This is a genomic window from uncultured Cellulomonas sp. (assembly GCF_963527515.1).
In the GTDB taxonomy this organism is placed as follows: domain Bacteria; phylum Actinomycetota; class Actinomycetes; order Actinomycetales; family Cellulomonadaceae; genus Cellulomonas.
This window is the reverse complement of the sequence record NZ_CAURTV010000076.1, coordinates 1-16933: the sequence shown is the minus strand read 5'-3', so window position 1 is coordinate 16933 and position 16933 is coordinate 1. Positions and strand designations below refer to the sequence as shown.

At 73.0% G+C, this 16933-nt stretch carries 15 protein-coding genes; 8 read left to right on the top strand and 7 right to left on the bottom strand.

The window, feature by feature from the left end; all coding sequences use genetic code 11:
* Window positions 1–172: 172 nt before the first annotated feature.
* Complete coding sequence (locus RYN42_RS15020) at window positions 173–1900, top strand: glycoside hydrolase family 13 protein (protein WP_315097449.1); 1728 nt, start codon at window positions 173–175, stop codon at window positions 1898–1900.
* Between the two features lie 43 nt (window positions 1901–1943).
* Here RYN42_RS15020 and RYN42_RS15015 read toward each other — a convergent pair whose 3' ends face one another.
* Window positions 1944–3368, bottom strand: a complete 1425-nt coding sequence (locus RYN42_RS15015) for an alpha-amylase family protein (RefSeq protein WP_315097447.1) — start codon at window positions 3366–3368, stop codon at window positions 1944–1946.
* Window positions 3369–3445: 77 nt separating this feature from the next.
* Between RYN42_RS15015 and RYN42_RS15010 the strand changes: the two genes are divergently transcribed.
* Window positions 3446–4324 (top strand): carbohydrate kinase family protein, encoded by an 879-nt coding sequence (locus RYN42_RS15010; RefSeq protein ID WP_315097445.1) that lies wholly within the window; start codon window positions 3446–3448, stop codon window positions 4322–4324.
* A gap of 53 nt (window positions 4325–4377) precedes the next feature.
* Here the strand turns inward: RYN42_RS15010 and dusB are convergent, their stop codons facing one another.
* Window positions 4378–5562, bottom strand: a complete 1185-nt coding sequence (gene dusB / locus RYN42_RS15005; protein WP_315097443.1) for a tRNA dihydrouridine synthase DusB — start codon at window positions 5560–5562, stop codon at window positions 4378–4380.
* Window positions 5563–5632: 70 nt separating this feature from the next.
* Here dusB and RYN42_RS15000 point away from each other — a divergent pair, with 70 nt between their 5' ends.
* Together RYN42_RS15000 and RYN42_RS14995 are read left to right on the top strand one after the other, a co-directional pair.
* Window positions 5633–6217 carry a SigE family RNA polymerase sigma factor gene (locus tag RYN42_RS15000; protein ID WP_315097442.1) on the top strand — a complete coding sequence of 195 codons (585 nt, stop codon included), beginning with the start codon at window positions 5633–5635 and terminating at the stop codon, window positions 6215–6217.
* Window positions 6214–7155 (top strand): hypothetical protein, encoded by a 942-nt coding sequence (locus RYN42_RS14995; protein WP_315097441.1) that lies wholly within the window; start codon window positions 6214–6216, stop codon window positions 7153–7155. Before RYN42_RS15000 ends, RYN42_RS14995 begins: the two co-directional genes overlap by 4 nt.
* A gap of 51 nt (window positions 7156–7206) precedes the next feature.
* Here RYN42_RS14995 and RYN42_RS14990 read toward each other — a convergent pair whose 3' ends face one another.
* Entirely contained in the window at window positions 7207–8592 is a 1386-nt protein-coding gene (locus RYN42_RS14990) for a glycine--tRNA ligase (protein WP_315097440.1), read from the bottom strand.
* A 158-nt stretch (window positions 8593–8750) separates the two neighbouring features.
* On the opposite strand from RYN42_RS14990, the gene RYN42_RS14985 reads away from it, so the two are divergent.
* Genes RYN42_RS14985 through RYN42_RS14970 form a run of 4 tightly spaced genes read left to right on the top strand, consistent with a single transcriptional unit; the run spans window position 8751 to window position 11943 of the window.
* On the top strand, window positions 8751–9677 hold the full coding sequence (locus RYN42_RS14985; RefSeq protein WP_315097438.1) for a metal ABC transporter substrate-binding protein: 927 nt from the start codon (window positions 8751–8753) through the stop codon (window positions 9675–9677).
* Window positions 9674–10450, top strand: a complete 777-nt coding sequence (locus RYN42_RS14980) for a metal ABC transporter ATP-binding protein (protein WP_315097435.1) — start codon at window positions 9674–9676, stop codon at window positions 10448–10450. The genes RYN42_RS14985 and RYN42_RS14980 overlap by 4 nt, the downstream gene beginning before the upstream one ends.
* Complete coding sequence (locus RYN42_RS14975) at window positions 10447–11391, top strand: metal ABC transporter permease (protein ID WP_315097432.1); 945 nt, start codon at window positions 10447–10449, stop codon at window positions 11389–11391. Before RYN42_RS14980 ends, RYN42_RS14975 begins: the two co-directional genes overlap by 4 nt.
* Before the next feature lie 9 nt (window positions 11392–11400).
* Window positions 11401–11943: a VTT domain-containing protein gene (locus RYN42_RS14970; RefSeq protein WP_315097430.1), complete on the top strand. Its 543-nt coding sequence runs from the start codon at window positions 11401–11403 to the stop codon at window positions 11941–11943.
* On the opposite strand, the gene RYN42_RS14965 is transcribed toward RYN42_RS14970, so the two are convergent.
* The 4 genes from RYN42_RS14965 to RYN42_RS14950 all read right to left on the bottom strand — a co-directional run.
* On the bottom strand, window positions 11928–12710 hold the full coding sequence (locus tag RYN42_RS14965; RefSeq protein ID WP_315097428.1) for an isoprenyl transferase: 783 nt from the start codon (window positions 12708–12710) through the stop codon (window positions 11928–11930). The genes RYN42_RS14970 and RYN42_RS14965 overlap by 16 nt on opposite strands.
* Window positions 12711–13442, bottom strand: a complete 732-nt coding sequence (recO, locus tag RYN42_RS14960) for a DNA repair protein RecO (RefSeq protein ID WP_315097426.1) — start codon at window positions 13440–13442, stop codon at window positions 12711–12713. It abuts the gene before it with no gap.
* A gap of 191 nt (window positions 13443–13633) precedes the next feature.
* Window positions 13634–15379, bottom strand: a complete 1746-nt coding sequence (leuA, locus tag RYN42_RS14955) for a 2-isopropylmalate synthase (RefSeq protein WP_315097424.1) — start codon at window positions 15377–15379, stop codon at window positions 13634–13636.
* A 173-nt stretch (window positions 15380–15552) separates the two neighbouring features.
* A partial coding sequence (locus RYN42_RS14950) for a PQQ-binding-like beta-propeller repeat protein (protein WP_315097422.1) occupies window positions 15553–16933 on the bottom strand: 1381 nt, incomplete at its 5' end.

Below are 16933 nucleotides of genomic sequence, written 5' to 3'. Positions count from 1 at the left end.
GCACCGAGCTCACCTTCCACCCCGAGCTCATCGTCCGCGCCTCCACCGGCGCCGCCCCTTCGTCGAACGCCCTGACCTCCACGACTGTGACCACCCAGGCGCCCGCCGTACTCTGATCGACCGGCAACGGCGCCTCCCCCCGAGAAGACCCCCCGAAGTGAGGCATGCCCGCATGACGACGACCGACACCCGACCCCTGCGCACCCTGGTGCACACCCCCGGATCGCCTGACGGCGAGTGGTGGCGGGATGCCGTGATCTACCAGGTGTACCCGCGCTCGTTCGCGGACGCGTCCGGCGACGGCATCGGAGACCTGCCCGGCGTCACCTCGCGCCTCGACCACCTCGCGGAGCTGGGGGTGGACGCCGTCTGGCTGTCCCCGTTCTACCGGTCCCCGCAGGCCGACGCGGGCTACGACGTGGCCGACTACCGCGACGTCGACCCGCTCTTCGGCACGCTGGCCGACTTCGACGTGATGCTCGAGCGCGCGCACCGCCTCGGCCTGCGCGTGATCGTCGACCTGGTGCCCAACCACACCTCCGACGAGCACGTCTGGTTCCAGGCCGCGCTGGCCGCCGGACCGGGGTCCCCCGAGCGCGCCCGCTACCTGTTCCGGGAGGGGCGGGGCGTGGACGGGACCGAGCCGCCCAACAACTGGCAGTCGATCTTCGGCGGACCGGCGTGGACCCGGACCACCGACCCCGACGGCACGCCCGGCCAGTGGTACCTGCACCTGTTCGACTCCCGCCAGCCCGACCTCGACTGGGAGCACCCCGGGGTCCGGTCCGAGTTCGAGGACGTGCTGCGGTTCTGGCTCGACCGCGGGGTGGACGGCTTCCGCATCGACGTCGCGCACGGCATGGTCAAGGCCCCCGGGCTGCCCGACTGGGACGGGCACGTGTCGATGATCGAAGGGTCGGACGACACGGAGCCGGTGTCCGGTGCCGGCAACCAGGGCCCGATGTTCGACCAGGACGGCGTGCACGACATCTACCGGGCCTGGAACACGGTCCTCGCGGAGTACCCGGGCGACCGTGCGCTCGTCGCCGAGGCCTGGGTGGAGCCCCTCTCTCGGCTGACCCGTTACGTGCGGCCGGACGAGATGCAGCAGGCCTTCAACTTCGCGTTCCTGGCCACGCACTGGGACGCCCCGGCGCTGCGCACCGTCGTGGAGGCCTCCTACCGCGCGTCGGACGCCGTCGGAGCGCCCACCACCTGGGTGCTGTCCAACCACGACGTCGTCCGGCACGCGTCGCGCCTCGGCCTGGCCGAGCCGGGCTCGCGGCCCAACGGGATCGGGCACGGCGACGAGCAGCCGGACGAGGTGCTCGGCCTGCGCCGGGCGCGGTGCGCGTCGCTGCTCATGCTCGGCCTGCCCGGCTCCGCGTACCTGTACCAGGGCGAGGAGCTCGGCCTGCCCGACCACACCTCGCTCGACGACGACCTGCGCCAGGACCCTGCGTTCTTCCGAACCGGCGGCGCCGAGCGCGGCCGCGACGGCTGCCGCGTGCCGCTGCCGTGGGCGTCCGACGCCGAGGGCTTCGGGTTCTCCCCGACCGGCGTGACCTGGCTCCCGCAGCCGGCCGAGTGGGCGTCGTACGCGCTCGACGCCCAGCGTGGCATCGCCGGGTCGACGTACGAGACCTACCGCTCGGCGCTCCAGCTGCGCCGGGAGTCCGGTCTGGGCTCCGGCGGCATGGAGTGGCTGCACGGGGTCGGCGACGACGTGATCGCGTTCGTGAACCGGGACGTGCTGGTGGTCGCCAACCTCGGCGCCGAGGCGGTCGTCCTGCCGGAGGGCGCCGACGTGCTGCTCGCGTCGATCGACCTCGCCGTGGACCCGGACGGCCGGGTGCTCGTCCCCTCGGACGCGACCGTCTGGGCTCGCTTCACCGCCTGACCGCTCTCGTGACGGCCCCGCCTCGGCGGGGCCGTCCGCGCGTTCAGGGGCGGGCGGTCACGTCCCACGCCTGGGCCGTGTGCGGCGGGACCGTCACCGTGAGGGTTCCGTCGCGCACGGTCGACTCCGCGCAGTCCCCGCTCGCCAGCACGTCGCAGTAGTCACCGTCCGGCAGGCTCGTCGCCAGCTCAGCGCGGAGCTCGTCGTCACCGGAGTTGACCACCACGAACCCGCGGTCCCCGCGACCGAACGCCACCGCGTCACCCTCGGTCCAGACATCGGTGCGTGGAGCGTCGCCGACGGCCGAGCGCCAGCCGACCATGCCCGCGATCGCGGGCCAGCGGTGCTGGCACACCCAGTCGCCGTCCGCCAGGTCGGCGTCCGGTCCGGGGGCCGACCCGCAGGACGCGTCGCGCACCCGGCCGTCCGCGTCCTGCGGCGGACCGGCGTCCCGGTCGGAGAACGCGTAGCCGGTGTAGACCGCCGGGGTGCCGTACGTGCCGGCCAGCAGGAGGACGTTCGCGAGCGCGTAGTCGGCCTCGTCGGCGTAGCTGAGGGTCGAGCCGTTGCGCTCGGTGTCGTGGTTGTCGACGAACACCACGGCACTGTCCGACGGCACGTAGCCGGACGTCGTCCCGAGGTCGAGGGCCAGCTCGGGCGACGCGGCCAGCAGGCCCCGCACGTCCCTGCCCCAGGCGAACTCGTAGACCTGGCCGTTGTCTAGGTACTGCTCGGGAGTGATCGGCTCGCCGCTGCCGCGGATGACCTCCTGCGCGATCCCGGTCCCCTCGGGGAGTCCCGCGACGATCGCGGCGACATCCTCGGCAGGCAGGTGCTTGGCGGCGTCGATGCGGAAGCCGTCGACGCCGAGCGACAGGAGGTCCTCCAGGTAGGCCGTGATCGTCGCGCGCACCCGCTGGGTCTCTGTGGCGAGGTCCGCCAGGTTGACCAGCTCGCAGGACTGCACCTGGGCGGCGTCCGTGTAGAGCGCGATGTCGTCGTTCGGCGTCAGCCCGCAGTGGTGGAAGTCGGCGTCGGTCCAGATCCCGGGGTAGTCGTAGTGCGAGTACGCCGACCCCGCCCAGCCCGCGCCCGGTGCGTCCTGTCCGGTCATGTGGTTGACCACCGCATCGGCCCACACGTCCACGCCGGCGTCGTGGCAGGCCTGCACCATCGCGGCGAACTCCTCGCGCGTGCCCAGCCGCGACTCCACCCGGTAGCTCACCGGCTGGTAGGCGGTCCACCACGCCTCGCCGACGACGTGCTCCTGCGGCGGGCTGGTGAGCACCCACCCGTAGCCGGCCGGACCGAGGCTGTCGGTGCACTCCGAGGCGATCGCGTCCCAGGTCCACTGGAAAAGCTGGACGCCGACGTCGCGCGTCCGGGGCGGCTCTGCGGGCCCGGTGCACCCGGCGAGGAGCAGGAGGGCACCGAGCAGGGCGGTCGCTCGGGCAGGCAGGTGCGTCATCGTCACCACCGGGTGCGGGCCGCAACTGATTGCAGCAACTTGCAGGTCGGCACACCCTAGCGCCCTAGGGTGGAGCCGTGCCTCGCGTCCTGGTGAACGGCCCCGCGTCCTGGAACCTGCTCGTGCAGGTACCGGTGCTCCCGGAGAAGGGTTCGCCGGCGATCTTCGCCACCCGACACCACGCGGGCCTGGGCGGCACGTCGGCGGGCAAGGCGCTCACGCTGGCGGCCCTCGGCGTCGACGTCACGCTGCGCACCTCGCTGGCCGACGACCCAGAGGGCGACCTCGTCCGGGCGGCGCTCGCCCACCCGCGGATCGCGCTGGTGAACCAGCCGGTCGCGCGCACCGAGCAGCACCTCAACCTCATGACCGGGGACGGCTCCCGCGTGTCGGTCTACCTCGAGCTCCCGGACCCCGAGCCCGGCCCCGTGCCGCCGCTCGACGGGTTCGACGCCGCCGTCCTCGACCTCGCCGAGCACAGCCGCCCGCTCCTGGCCGAGGCCCGCGCGGGCGGCGTCCCGGTGTGGTGCGACCTGCACGACGCGGACGACGCCGACGAGTTCCGCCGCGACTTCCTGGCGGCGGCGGACGTCCTGCTGGTCAGCGCCGAACGGCTGACGAACCCTCGGGCGTACCTGGCCGACGCCGTCGCGCGCGGCTGCCGGCTCGCCGTCTGCACCGACGGTGGCAGGGGCGCGATCGCGCGGGACGCCGACGGGTGGATCGAGGTGGGCGCCACGTCTGCAGGGGAGGTCGTCGACACCAACGGTGCGGGCGACGCGTTCTTCTCCGGCCTGCTCAGCGGCGTGCTCGACGGGCTGCCGGTCGAGCGGGCGCTCGCCCGGGCGTCGGCGGCGGGCGCGATCGCGGTGACCACCCGCGCGCTCGGGGCACCGTCGGCCACGGTCGCGACCGTCGACCACCTCGCCACGTCCGTCGCAGTCCGGCGCGTCTGACGACCAAGCCGTGAGTGACGTCGCAGCGGGGCGTTGCGGCACTCAGGGCTTGGTCAGCCGCCGGAGACGCTCAGCTCGGCCTCGTGCAGGGCCTTGGCGAACTCCTCCGACAGCTCGCGGGAGTCCAGCCAGCCGTACGGGAGCAGCGGGCGCTTCGGCGACCCGGCCCGGCCGCGCTGGCCCTCCGCGCCCGCCCCGGGGTACCCCTGGTCCAGGTCGAGCCGGGCCAGGCGCTCGTCGAGCTCGGCCATCGTCGACACCAGCCCGAGCGCGGCGCGCGTCTCCCCGCCCACGATGTACCCCTTGAAGTACCAGGCCATGTGCTTGCGCATCTCGCGCAGCGCCTTGCCCTCGTCGCCGAAGTGCTCGACCATCAGCTCCGCGTGCCGCCGGACGATCGTCGCGACGTAGCCGAGCCCGGGCCTGATGCGCTCGTCGGACCCCCCGAACGCGGCCGCGAGGTCGGCGAACAGCCACGGACGCCCCTGACAACCGCGACCGACGACGACGCCGTCGCAGCCGGTCTGCGCGACCATCTCCAGAGCGTCCTCGGCCGACCAGATGTCGCCGTTGCCCAGCACCGGGATGTCGGTGACGGTCTGCTTGAGCAGGGCGATCGCGTCCCAGTCGGCGGTGCCGGAGTAGTAGTCGGCGGCGGTGCGCGCGTGCAGCGCGACCGCGGCGACCCCGACCTCCTGCGCGACCAGCCCGGCCTCGAGGTAGGTCAGGTGGTCGTCGTCGATGCCCTTGCGCATCTTCACGGTGACCGGGACGCCGTAGGGCTTCGCGGCATCGACGGCGGCCGTGATGATCGCGCGGAACAGGTCCCGCTTCCAGGGCAGCACCGCTCCCCCGCCGCGGCGCGTCACCTTGGGAACCGGGCAGCCGAAGTTGAGGTCGACGTGGTCGGCGCGGTCCTCGCTCGCGATCAGCCGGACGGCGGCGCCGACCGTCGCTGGGTCCACGCCGTACACCTGCACGGAGCGCGGCCGCTCGTCGGGCTCGTGGGAGATGATCCGCATCGACTCCTCACCACGCTCCACCAGGGCGCGGGAGGTCACCATCTCCGCGACGTACAGCCCGGCACCGGACTCGCGGCACAGGCGGCGGAAGGCGGCGTTGGTGACGCCCGCCATGGGCGCCAGCACGACGGGGGTGTCGATGGTCAGCGGCCCGATGCGCAGCGGCGGCAGCACGGCGCCGGGGCGCGTCGCAGCCGCAGGAGTCGTCAGGGTCATGCCTCCATTGTCACCCAGCCGCGCACTCAACCTTCTACGAGCCTTCTGCGTCTTCTACGGTGTGAGCCCCATGCCGCCCGCGCCGCTGCGCCCCGCACCGCCCGACGACGACGTCGGCGAGGAGTCGACACGCGTCCTCACGGGGCGAACACACCCGGCCGAGGACACCGACGCCGAGTTCACCGCGTTCATGCAGGCCCATTCGGCCGACCTGCTGCGCACCGCGTGGCTGCTGGTCGGTGACGCCCACCGCGCCGAGGAGCTGGTCCAGCACGCCCTGGTCCGCACGTACGCCTCCTGGTCGCGCGCCCGTCGGGAGGACCCGCTCGCCTACGCCCGCCGGACCCTGGTGAACCTGCGCATCGACACCTGGCGCCGACGCCGCCGCGAGGTGCTCTCCGCACCCGAGCACCTGCCCGAGAACGCGACCGGCGGCACCCTCGGCCCCTCCGACGACCGCGACCAGCTGGTCCGCGCGCTCGCCCTCCTGTCCGCCCGCCAGCGCCGGATCGTCGTCCTGCGGCACTTCGTCGGGCTGCCCGAGGCCGAGGTCGCCGCCGAGCTGGGCGTCAGTGTCGGCACCGTGAAGTCGACCGCGTCCCGCGGGCTCGCCACCCTGCGCACCGCGCTGACCACCGAGAGGAGCGCCCGATGAGCGCCACCCTGTCCGACGAGGACCTCGTCCGCTCCCTGCGCACCCGCGCGGACCAGGCGCTGCCGACGATGTCGCTCGACCCGGGCGAGACCGTCGTCGCGGGTCGCCGGCGACGCCGCCGTCACGCGGTCGCGGGCTCGGTCTCGGCCGTCGCGGCGCTCGCCCTCGTGGCCGGGGTGGCCGTCGGTGCGATCCCGCTCCCCCAGCGCACACCGGTCGCCACCCAGGCCCCGCGGACGCTCGGCACCGACCCCTCCGTCGAGGTCGCCCAGAACATCTGGGCCGCCAACGCGCCGATCACGCGGACCGCACCCGACGGTGACTGGCTCGACCTGAACCTGTCCGTGAGGCTCGACACCCTCAGCCCCACGGGCGGGCGGATCTACCCGGTGGGCGTGCAGGCCCTCGACGGCCTTCCCGACGGTCGCGCCGGCGTCACGGTCGCCGCGCGGCACGGCTATGACGGCGGAGACGGTTCGTCGCTCGGCACCGCCGCCACGTTGACGTGGAGCACGGAGGGGGCCTACGACGGCAAGGCGCTGTACCCGGCGGCGCAGCGGGCCGCCTTCGTGCTACCCGAGCCCGCGAGCAGCGACTGGCGGAGCCTCGTCGCGGTCCTCGTGGGAGACGTACCGCCCGGTCTCGAGAACCCGCGCGTCTTCGTGACGTACCCGCGAGGTGTCGGCGAGGTCGACGACGACTCAGCCGACACCTTCGAGGTCCCCACGTTCCACGCTCCCGGCACGGAGGGGCGGCTTCTCTACGCGGTCCGGGAGACTGTCAACGTCACCAACGGCGTCGTGCTCGACGGCGACCCTCCCCCGTTCGCGACGTTCGTCGGCACGGATGGCACCACCGTCGCGGGCGTGGGCTGCGGCAGCGTGAGTGCCTGCGCGTGGACCGCCGACCAGGTGCTCGAGCACGTTCGGAACGAGTGAGCACACCGCAGGCCCGGAGCGCGCGCTCCGGGCCTGCGGTGACGTGCGGGATCAGGCGCCGACGAGGCGCTGCGCCAGGTAGCCCGTGACCTTGTCCAGGGCCACCCGCTCCTGCGTCATGTCGTCACGGTGCCGGATGGTGACGGCCTGGTCGTCGAGCGTGTCGAAGTCGACCGTGATGCAGAACGGCGTGCCGATCTCGTCCTGGCGGCGGTAGCGACGGCCGATGGCGCCGGCGTCGTCGAAGTCGACGTTCCAGTTCTTGCGCAGCTCGGCGGACAGGTCCCGGGCCTTGGGCGACAGCGACTCGTTGCGGGACAGCGGGAGGACCGCCGCCTTGACCGGCGCCAGGCGCGGGTCGAGCTTGAGCACCACGCGGGTGTCGACGCCGCCCTTGGTGTTCGGCGCCTCGTCCTCCGTGTACGACTCGACGAGGAACGCCATGAGCGAGCGCGTCAGGCCGGCCGCCGGCTCGATGACGTACGGCACGTACCGGGTGTTGGTCGCCTGGTCGAAGTACGACAGGTCCTGGCCCGAGTGCTCGGTGTGCGTCTTGAGGTCGAAGTCCGTGCGGTTGGCGATGCCCTCGAGCTCGCCCCACTCGCTGCCCTGGAACCCGAAGCGGTACTCGATGTCGACGGTCCGCTTGGAGTAGTGCGACAGCTTCTCGGCGGGGTGCTCGTAGTGGCGCAGGTTCTCGCGCTTGATGCCGAGGTCCGTGTACCAGTCGGTGCGGGCGTCGATCCAGTACTGGTGCCACGTCTCGTCGGTGCCGGGCTCGACGAAGAACTCCATCTCCATCTGCTCGAACTCGCGCGTGCGGAAGATGAAGTTGCCGGGCGTGATCTCGTTGCGGAACGACTTGCCGATCTGGCCGATGCCGAACGGCGGCTTCTTGCGGCTCGTGGTGCTCACGTTGGCGAAGTTCACGAAGATGCCCTGCGCGGTCTCGGGCCGCAGGTAGTGCAGGCCGGACTCGTCCTCGACGGGACCGAGGTACGTCTTGAGCATCATGTTGAAGTCACGGGGCTCGGTCCACTGCCCGCGGGTGCCGCAGTTCGGGCACGCGATGTCCGCCAGGCCGTTCTCGGGAGCGCGGCCCTTCTTCTCCTCGAACTCCTCGAGCATGTGGTCCTCGCGGAACCGCTTGTGGCAGTGCAGGCACTCCGTGAGCGGGTCGGTGAAGACGCCGACGTGGCCGGAGGCGACCCAGACCTGGCGCGGCAGGATGACCGAGGAGTCGAGGCCGACGATGTCCTCACGGCTGGTGACCATCGTGCGCCACCACTGGCGCTTGATGTTCTCCTTGAGCTCGACGCCCAGCGGTCCGTAGTCCCACGCCGACCGCGTACCGCCGTAGATCTCGCCGCTCGGGAAGACGAACCCGCGCCGCTTGGCGAGGGAGACGACGGAGTCCAGGCGGGAGGGTGCAGCCACGATCGATCACTCCAGGGGTGGTGGCGTCCGCGGCTGGGTGCAGCGGACGGGTGGACCGCGACCGTCGTGGTCGCGGTGTGAGCACGAGCAGCCCAGGCTACCCGTCGGGGGACGCCGCCGTTTTGACAACGGTTATCGTCTAACTGAGAATGATCGTCATGTCCATCGCGTCTCGTCGTCCGGCCCTCCTCGCCCCGCTGGCGGCTCTGCCCCTGATCCTCACCGGCTGCACGAGCGCCTCGGGAGCGGACGACGGGACCGTCGACGTCATGGCGTCCTTCTACCCCCTGCAGGTGGTCGCCGAGCAGGTGGGTGGCGACCGGGTCAGCGTCAGCTCGCTGACGCCGCCCGGCGCCGAGCCGCACGACGTCGAGCTCTCCCCCGCCCAGGTGGCGCACATCGGCGGCGCGGACCTCGTGGTCACCCTGTCCGGCTTCCAGCCCGCGGTCGACGACGCCCTCGCCGAGACCGCACCCGAGCACGTGGTGGACGCGGCTGACGGCACCACGCTCCTGCCCGCCGAGCACGCGCACGAGGACGAGACAGCGGAGGAGCACGACGAGCACGAGGACCTCGACCCGCACTTCTGGCTGGACCCCACCCGCATGCCGTCCGTGGTCGACGCCGTCGCGGCCACGCTGACGGAGATCGACCCGGAGGGCGCGGACACGTTCGCCGCCAACGCGGCGGCGCTCACGCAGCGGTTCCAGGACCTGGACGCGCAGTACGCGGCGGGCCTGAACCAGTGCGCCGTCCGCACGTTCGTCACCTCGCACGAGGCATTCGGCTACCTCGCCGACCGGTACGACCTGGAGCAGGTCGGGATCTCCGGGATCGACCCCGAGGCGGAGCCTTCACCCGCCCGGCTGGCCGCGGTCGAGGCGATCGTGCGCGACGAGGACGTGAGCACGATCTTCTTCGAGTCGCTGGTCAGCCCCAAGGTCGCGGAGACGCTCGCCGCCGACCTCGGCATCTCGACCGCGGTGCTCGACCCCATCGAAGGCCTGGCCGACCCCGACGCCGACTACTTCTCGATCGCCACGGCGAACCTCGAGGTGCTGCGCGTGGCATTGTCCTGCTCGTGAGCACACCCGTGATCGAGGCCACCGGCCTCGGCGTGACGCTCGGCGGCCAGCCGATCCTCGACGCCATCGACCTGGCGGTGCCCGCCGGGGAGGTCCTCGCCCTGCTCGGCGCCAACGGCTCCGGCAAGTCCACGCTGGTCCGCGCGCTGCTCGGTGTGGTCACCCGCACGGCCGGCGACGTGCGGCTCTTCGGCGCGCCGCTCGGCCCGTCGGCTCCGTGGGACCGGATCGGGTACGTGCCGCAGCGGCTGCCCGCCGCGGCCGGCGTCCCCGCGACCGCCTACGAGGTGGTGACGTCGGGCCTGCTGCACGGCCGCACGCTGCGACCCGCGCGCGGGCACCGGCGCCGCGTGCTCGCCGCGCTGGCAGACGTCGGCCTGGGCGACCGGGCGTTCCACCGCGTGCAGGAGATGTCCGGCGGGCAGCAGCAACGCGTCCTCATCGCCCGTGCCCTGGTGCGGGAACCGGACCTGCTGGTGCTCGACGAGCCCACCTCCGGCATCGACATCCCCACCCAGGCGACGTTCGTGGACACCGTCCGACGGCTGCACGACGCCGGGACCACGGTCGTGGTGATCCTGCACGAGCTCGGCCCGTTCGCGCCGCTGATCGACCGCGCGGTGGTCCTGCGCCACGGTCGGGTCGCCCACGACGGCGCCCCGCCGCGCGCCCGCGACGAGCACGCCGGCGAGTGGCACGACCACACGCACGCCCACCCCGACCCCGAGCCGCCGCGCACCGGGCCGTCCCTGTCCGTGGAGGTGAACCCGTGACCGCGTGGGACCAGGTGGCGGAGCTGCTCGGCTCACCCCTCATGCAGCGCGCGCTGATCGCCGCGATCCTCGTCGGCGCGGCCGCGCCCGTGGTCGGCACGTTCCTCGTGCAGCGACGGATGGCGCTCATGGGCGACGGGATCGGGCACGTCGCTCTCACGGGTGTGGCGCTGGGCTGGCTGGTCGGCAGCTGGGCCGGCCTCGTGCAGCAGGACGCGCTGGCCCTCCCGGGAGCGGTCATCGCGGCGGTCGTCGGCTCGGTGGTCATCGAGCTCGTGCGTGAGCGGGGCCGCACCAGCGGCGACCTGGCGCTGGCCCTCATGTTCTACGGCGGCATCGCCGGAGGAGTGCTGCTCATCAAGCTGGCCGGCGGCACCAACGCCAACCTCATCAGCTACCTGTTCGGCTCCATCTCGACCGTGTCCAGCACCGACCTGTGGTGGACGGCCGGCCTGGCCGTGCTGGTGCTCGCCGTCGGCGTGGGCCTGCGCACGGCGCTGTTCGCAGTCAGCCACGACGAGGAGTTCGCGCGCGCCAGCGGCCTGCCCGTGCGGCTGCTGTCCATGCTCGTCGCCACCATCGCGGCCCTCACGGTGACCATCGCCATGCGCGTGGTCGGCCTGCTGCTGGTCAGTGCCCTGATGATCGTGCCGGTGGCGATCGCCCAGCTGTTCGCGCGCTCGTTCGGTCGCACCATGACACTGGCAAGCGGGATCGGCGTCGGCGTCAGCGTGGTCGGGCTCACCGTCACGTACTGGCAGGACATCCCGCCGGGCGCGACCATCGTCGTGCTCGCGATCCTGGTTTACGCGGCGGCCGCGACGCTCGAGCCGCTGCTGCGCCGACCGGCTCCCCCGCGCGACCCGCACCCCGACATGGTCGACGACGTGCTGCTGGTCGACGACGCCGACCCGACGGGGCGCCCTGCCGCGGCGGCCTAGGATCGGGACGTGGATCCCCGGGACGCCTACCGCCTCGGCACCGTGCCGCTCGGTGTCGCGATCGCGGGGCTGTTCGTCATCGTCATCGTCCGGTCCCACGCCACCTACTGGGTGGGTCGCGGCATCGTGCGCGGAGCCCGGGCGGTCGACGAGCACGACGGAGCACCCCGGTGGTGGCACTCCTCCGTCCGGCGGCTCGAGGCCTGGTCGGGCACGCCGAGCGCACAGCGGGGGCTCGACCTGGTGCGGCGGTGGGGCCCGATCGCGGTCACCCTGGCGTACCTGACGGTCGGCCTGCAGACCGCCGTCGTCGGAGCCGCCGGACTGGTCCGGATGCCGTACCTGCGCTTCGCGCTCGCGTCGATCCCGGGCGCGATCGCGTGGGCGGTCATCTGGGCGACCATCGGCTTCGGGGCGCTCTGGGCGGCGGTCGCGCTGTTCGCCCGGTCGCCCTGGGCTCTCGCCGGAACAGTCGTGGTCCTCGTGCTGGTGGTCGGCTGGCTGGTCCGGCGGCGGACCCGGCCGAGCGCCGCCGTTCAGGCCGGGGTCTGACCCGGCCGGTCGACGGCCCCGCCGTATCGCCGGTCCCGCTCCGCGTACGTCTGCACCGCCCGCCACAGGTGCCGCCGGTCGACGTCGGGCCACGGCTCGTCCAGGAACACCAGCTCGGCGTACGCGGCCTGCCAGATCATGAAGTTCGACGTCCGCTGCTCACCCGAGGAGCGCAGGAACAGGTCGACGTCCGGCAGGTCGGGCTCGTCCAGGTAGCGCGCGAACAGCTTCTCGTTGACCTTCTCCGGCTTGACGCGCCCCGCGGCGACCTCGCGGGCGATCGCCTGCGCGGCGTCGGCGATCTCCGCCCGACCGCCGTAGTTCACGCACATCGTCAGCGTCACCGTCGAGTTGTTCCGGGTCAGCTCCTCGGCGGTCTCGAGCTCGTTGATCACCGAGCGCCACAGCCTCGGACGCCGGCCGGCCCAGCGCACCCGGACCCCCCAGGAGTTCATCAGGTCCCGCCGGCGCCGGAGCACGTCCCGGTTGAAGCCCATGAGGAAGCGCACCTCGTCGGGAGACCGGGACCAGTTCTCCGTCGAGAACGCGTACGCCGAGACGTACTCGACCCCCACCTCGATGGCGCCGGCGACGACGTCCAGCAACGAGGCCTCCCCGGCCGCGTGCCCGGCCGTGCGGGGCAGACCGCGCGCGTTGGCCCAGCGGCCGTTGCCGTCCATGACGACCGCCACGTGCCGCGGCACGAACTCCTTCGGGATGGCAGGAGCGCGTTCACCGCTGGGGTGCGGCGGGGGTGGGACCGGCATTCAGACCCTCTCGACCATCGGCAGCGAGCGCAGCTGGCGCTCGAGGTGGAACTGGCAGAACGCGGCGACCAGGCCGTTGCCCTCGCCGCGGTGCCGCTCGGCGCTGGCGTCGGCGACGGCCCAGTCTCCCCCGAGGAGCGCCGCGAGCAGGGCGAACGTCTCGGCAGCAGGAGCGGCCGCACCGGGTGGGCGGCACGCGCGGCACACGGCACCGCCCGATGCCACCGCGAACGCGGTGTGCGGACCCGGCGCCCCGCACCGGGCGCAGTCGGTGAAGCTCGGCGCCCAGCCGGCGACCGCGAGCGCCCGCAGCAGGTAGGAGTCGAGCACCAGACCGGGCGCGTGGTCGCGGGCGGCCAGCGCCTTCACGGCACCGACCAGCAGCCAGTACTGCTGCAGCGACGGCTCGTGCTCGGCCTCCACCAGCCGGTCCGCGGTCTCGAGCATGACCGTGCCGGCTGTGTACAGCGTGTAGTCCTCGCAGATCCGCCGCCCGAACGCGCCCAGCGTCTCCGCCTGCGTCACGATGTCGAGGTTCCGGCCCGTGCTCAGCTGCAGGTCGACGTACATGAACGGCTCCAGGCGGGAGCCGAACCGCGACGACGTGCGGCGCACACCCTTGCCGACCGCACGGACCTTGCCGTGCGACCGGGTCAGGAGGGTGACGATGCGGTCGGCCTCCCCCAGCTTGTGGGTGCGCAGGACGATCGCCTCGTCGCGGTAGAGGCTCACCGGACCATTCTCCCCCGCGCCGCCCACACCGGTGCCCCGGACACGCACGGTACCGACCGGCCGCCGGCATCGGCGCTCGGGGCACTGCTGACCCGGGGAGGGGCGCGCGTGGGGTCACCGCGCGCAGCCCCTCCCCGGGCACACCGTCCAGCGGGATCGACCGCGCGGACGGTGGCTCTGGGTGGGTGCGGTCAGCGCTCGTGCCGGTTGACCGCGGAGATGATCGCCTTCAGCGAGGCGGTCGTGATGGACGGGTCGATGCCGACGCCCCACAGGATCTCGTCGCCGATCGCGCACTCCACGTAGGCGGCAGCGGTGGCGTCGCCGCCCGAGGACAGGGCGTGCTCGGCGTAGTCCAGCACCGCGACGTCGACCCCGAGGGTCTTCACCGCCGCGACGAACGCCGCCACCGGCCCGTTTCCGGAGCCCTGCAGCGTGCGGGGCACCCCGCGGTCGACGAGGTCCACCTCCAGGGTGTCCGGACCGTCCTCGACGCTCGTCCCGCGCGTGCCGCGCAGCGAGAACCGGCCCCACGGCGCGAACGGGCTGCCCGGCTCGACCGGCAGGTACTCGTCGTTGAAGATGTGCCACAGCTCGTCCGCCGTGACCTCCGTGCCGTGCTGGTCGGTGTGCCGCTGCACCACCTGGGAGAACTCGATCTGCAGCCGGCGGGGCAGGTCCAGGTCCTTCTCGGACTTCATCAGGTAGCTGATGCCGCCCTTCCCGGACTGCGAGTTCACGCGGATGATCGCCTCGTACGACCGGCCCACGTCCTTCGGGTCGATCGGCAGGTACGGGACGGCCCAGACCAGGTCGTCGACCGTCTTGCCCTGCCGCTGCGCCGAGGCCTCCAGGGCGTCCAGGCCCTTCTTGATGGCGTCCTGGTGGGACCCGGAGAACGCCGTGAACACGAGGTCCCCGCCGTACGGGTGCCGCTCGTTGACGGGCAGCTGGTTGCAGCGCTCGACGGTGCGGCGGACGTGGTCGATGTCGGAGAAGTCCAGCTCCGGGTCCACGCCCTGGCTGAACAGGTTGAGGCCCAGGGTGACCAGGCAGACGTTGCCGGTGCGCTCGCCGTTGCCGAACAGGCACCCCTCGATGCGGTCCGCACCGGCCAGGTAGCCGAGCTCCGCCGCCGCCACGCCCGTCCCGCGGTCGTTGTGCGGGTGCAGCGACAGGACGACGCTCTCGCGGTAGCGCAGGTGGCGGCTCATCCACTCGATCGAGTCGGCGTAGACGTTGGGGGTGGCCATCTCGACCGTGGCGGGCAGGTTGATGATCACCTTGTGGTCCGGCGTCGGCTCGAGCACGTCCAGGACCGCGTTGCAGATCCGCAGAGCGAACTCCAGCTCGGTGCCCGTGTAGGACTCCGGCGAGTACTCGTAGTAGACGTCGGTGTCGGGGACGAGCTCCTCGTACTTCTTGCAGAACCGGGCGCCCGACACCGCGATGTCGACGATGCCGTCCTCGTCGGTGCGGAACACGACCTCGCGCTGCAGGGTGGACGTCGAGTTGTACAGGTGCACGATCGCCTGCTTGGCGCCGGCGATCGCCTCGTACGTCCGCTCGATGAGGTGCTCGCGCGCCTGCGTCAGCACCTGGATGACGACGTCGTCCGGGATGCGGTTCTCCTCGATGAGCATCCGCACGAAGTCGAAGTCCGTCTGCGACGCCGACGGGAAGCCGACCTCGATCTCCTTGAAGCCCATCTGCACCAGCAGCTCGAACATCTCGAGCTTGCGGGCGGGGTTCATCGGCTCGATCAGTGCCTGGTTGCCGTCACGCAGGTCGACCGCGCACCAGCGGGGGGCCTTGGTGACCCGGTTGTCGGGCCACGTGCGGTCGGGCAGGTCGACGCGGATCTGCTCGTGGAAGGGGCGGTACTTGTGCACCGGCATCGATGACGGCTGCTGTGCGCTCGTCTCCAGATAGCTCATGTCGTCTCGTCCTTGGGGTGGTTCGGCGGGGAGTCAGCCGGCACACACGACACCGCGACGAGGATGCGGCCTAGAGGGCCTCGTCGCGGCAGCGAAGAAGGAGGGTGACTGCGAGCACGACGTCACCGTACCCCCACCCGCAGGGCGGTCCGCAACTTCGGCGGCCCTCCGTCTCACCGCAGCGCCACCAGGCGCTCGTCGCCCAGCGCGTACAGGTGCGCACCGATCCGCAGCAGCCGGGGTGCGTCCGCCGGCAGCACGGTCTCCCAGTCCGTCTCCCCGTCGTCCAGGGCCAGCGCGGTCACCGCGTCGAGCCCGTCGGCGGACTGGTGCTCCACGACGACACGCTCACCGTCCGTGAACGCGCGGCGGACCGGCACCCCGAACGACCGTCGCCACACCTCCTCTCCCGTGGCCGCGTCGAGGCCGACCAGCGCGCCCGCCGCGCGCAGCACCACCCGCCCGGCCGCGTCCACCGCGACGTCCGCGGAGCGTGCCGGCGCACGCCAGACCTCCTCGGTCGACCCCGGCCGGTACGCCCGGACCCGTCCCCCGAGCGGCCCGCCGGCCAGGCCGCTGGCCGCGAACACCAGGCCGGCCGTCCCGTCGCTGACCCCGGGCTCGACGAACGCGCCACGGACCGTGGCCCAGGGCGCGCCCGACCCGGTCGACAGCTCCGAGACCGTGCCGCCCCCCGAGGCGCCCGGTCGGTAGCGCGTGCGCACCAGCGTGCCGTCCTGGAGCAGACGTGTCTCGTCGGCCACCGACGAGCCCTCGGGTCGCGGAACCCGCTCCCCCGTCCGCGCGTCGAGCACGAGGGTCACCTCGTTCCCGGAGGCCGTGACCAGGTCACCGGCGGCCACCAGCCGCACCCGGCTGCTGCCCGCGGACATGAACGTCGACCACCGCTCGGTCTCCCAGCGCACGGCGCCGGTGACCGCGTCGACCCGACGCACGGTGAGCATCCCCCACGCGTACGAGGCCACCACCAGCTCCGGACCCGCCTGGGCGGTGGCGACCGCCCAGCCGTCCAGGGCGTGCCGGGCCAGGACGGCTCCGTCTGCCGGGTCGAGCAGCAGCAGCGCGGACGCGTCGGCCTCCCGGGCGGTGGTGTCCGGGTCGGACGTCTCGGCGCGGCGGCGGTCGGACGGCGGCTCGGGACCGACGACGCAGGCCAGGAGCGGGTCGAGGGCCCGGCACAGCACCGTCTCAGGTGCCGGAGCGTCGCCGAGCGGCACCGACCAACGCGGGTCGCCCCCGACCACGTCCAGGCCGACCAGGCGACGTCCTGCCGGTGGCGTCCCGGCGACCGCGACGACGACGTCGCCCGCGACCACCGGGACGACCGAGCCGTCCACCACCGCGGACCACCGCGTGCGCGGCGCGGAGTCCTGCTCCCGCAGGGCACCGGGGAACGCGGCGGGACCGAGCACGCTGTCTCGCTCGTGGGCGACGAACCAGCGGGGCGCTCCGACCCCGACCGTCAGCACGAGGGCCAGCGTCACCACGGCGGCCGCCGCCGCGCGCGACGGTCGGCGGGACGCCCAGCCGGCG

Excerpts from the sequence above, each read along its gene's own strand:
- RYN42_RS15020 (WP_315097449.1), top strand. The coding sequence starts at position 173 with ATGACGACGACCGACACCCGACCCCTGCGCACCCTGGTGCACACCCCC.
- RYN42_RS15015 (WP_315097447.1), bottom strand. The coding sequence starts at position 3,368 with ATGACGCACCTGCCTGCCCGAGCGACCGCCCTGCTCGGTGCCCTCCTG.
- dusB (WP_315097443.1), bottom strand. The coding sequence starts at position 5,562 with ATGACCCTGACGACTCCTGCGGCTGCGACGCGCCCCGGCGCCGTGCTG.
- RYN42_RS15000 (WP_315097442.1), top strand. The coding sequence starts at position 5,633 with ATGCCGCCCGCGCCGCTGCGCCCCGCACCGCCCGACGACGACGTCGGC.
- RYN42_RS14995 (WP_315097441.1), top strand. The coding sequence starts at position 6,214 with ATGAGCGCCACCCTGTCCGACGAGGACCTCGTCCGCTCCCTGCGCACC.
- RYN42_RS14985 (WP_315097438.1), top strand. The coding sequence starts at position 8,751 with ATGTCCATCGCGTCTCGTCGTCCGGCCCTCCTCGCCCCGCTGGCGGCT.
- RYN42_RS14965 (WP_315097428.1), bottom strand. The coding sequence starts at position 12,710 with ATGCCGGTCCCACCCCCGCCGCACCCCAGCGGTGAACGCGCTCCTGCC.
- leuA (WP_315097424.1), bottom strand. The coding sequence starts at position 15,379 with ATGAGCTATCTGGAGACGAGCGCACAGCAGCCGTCATCGATGCCGGTG.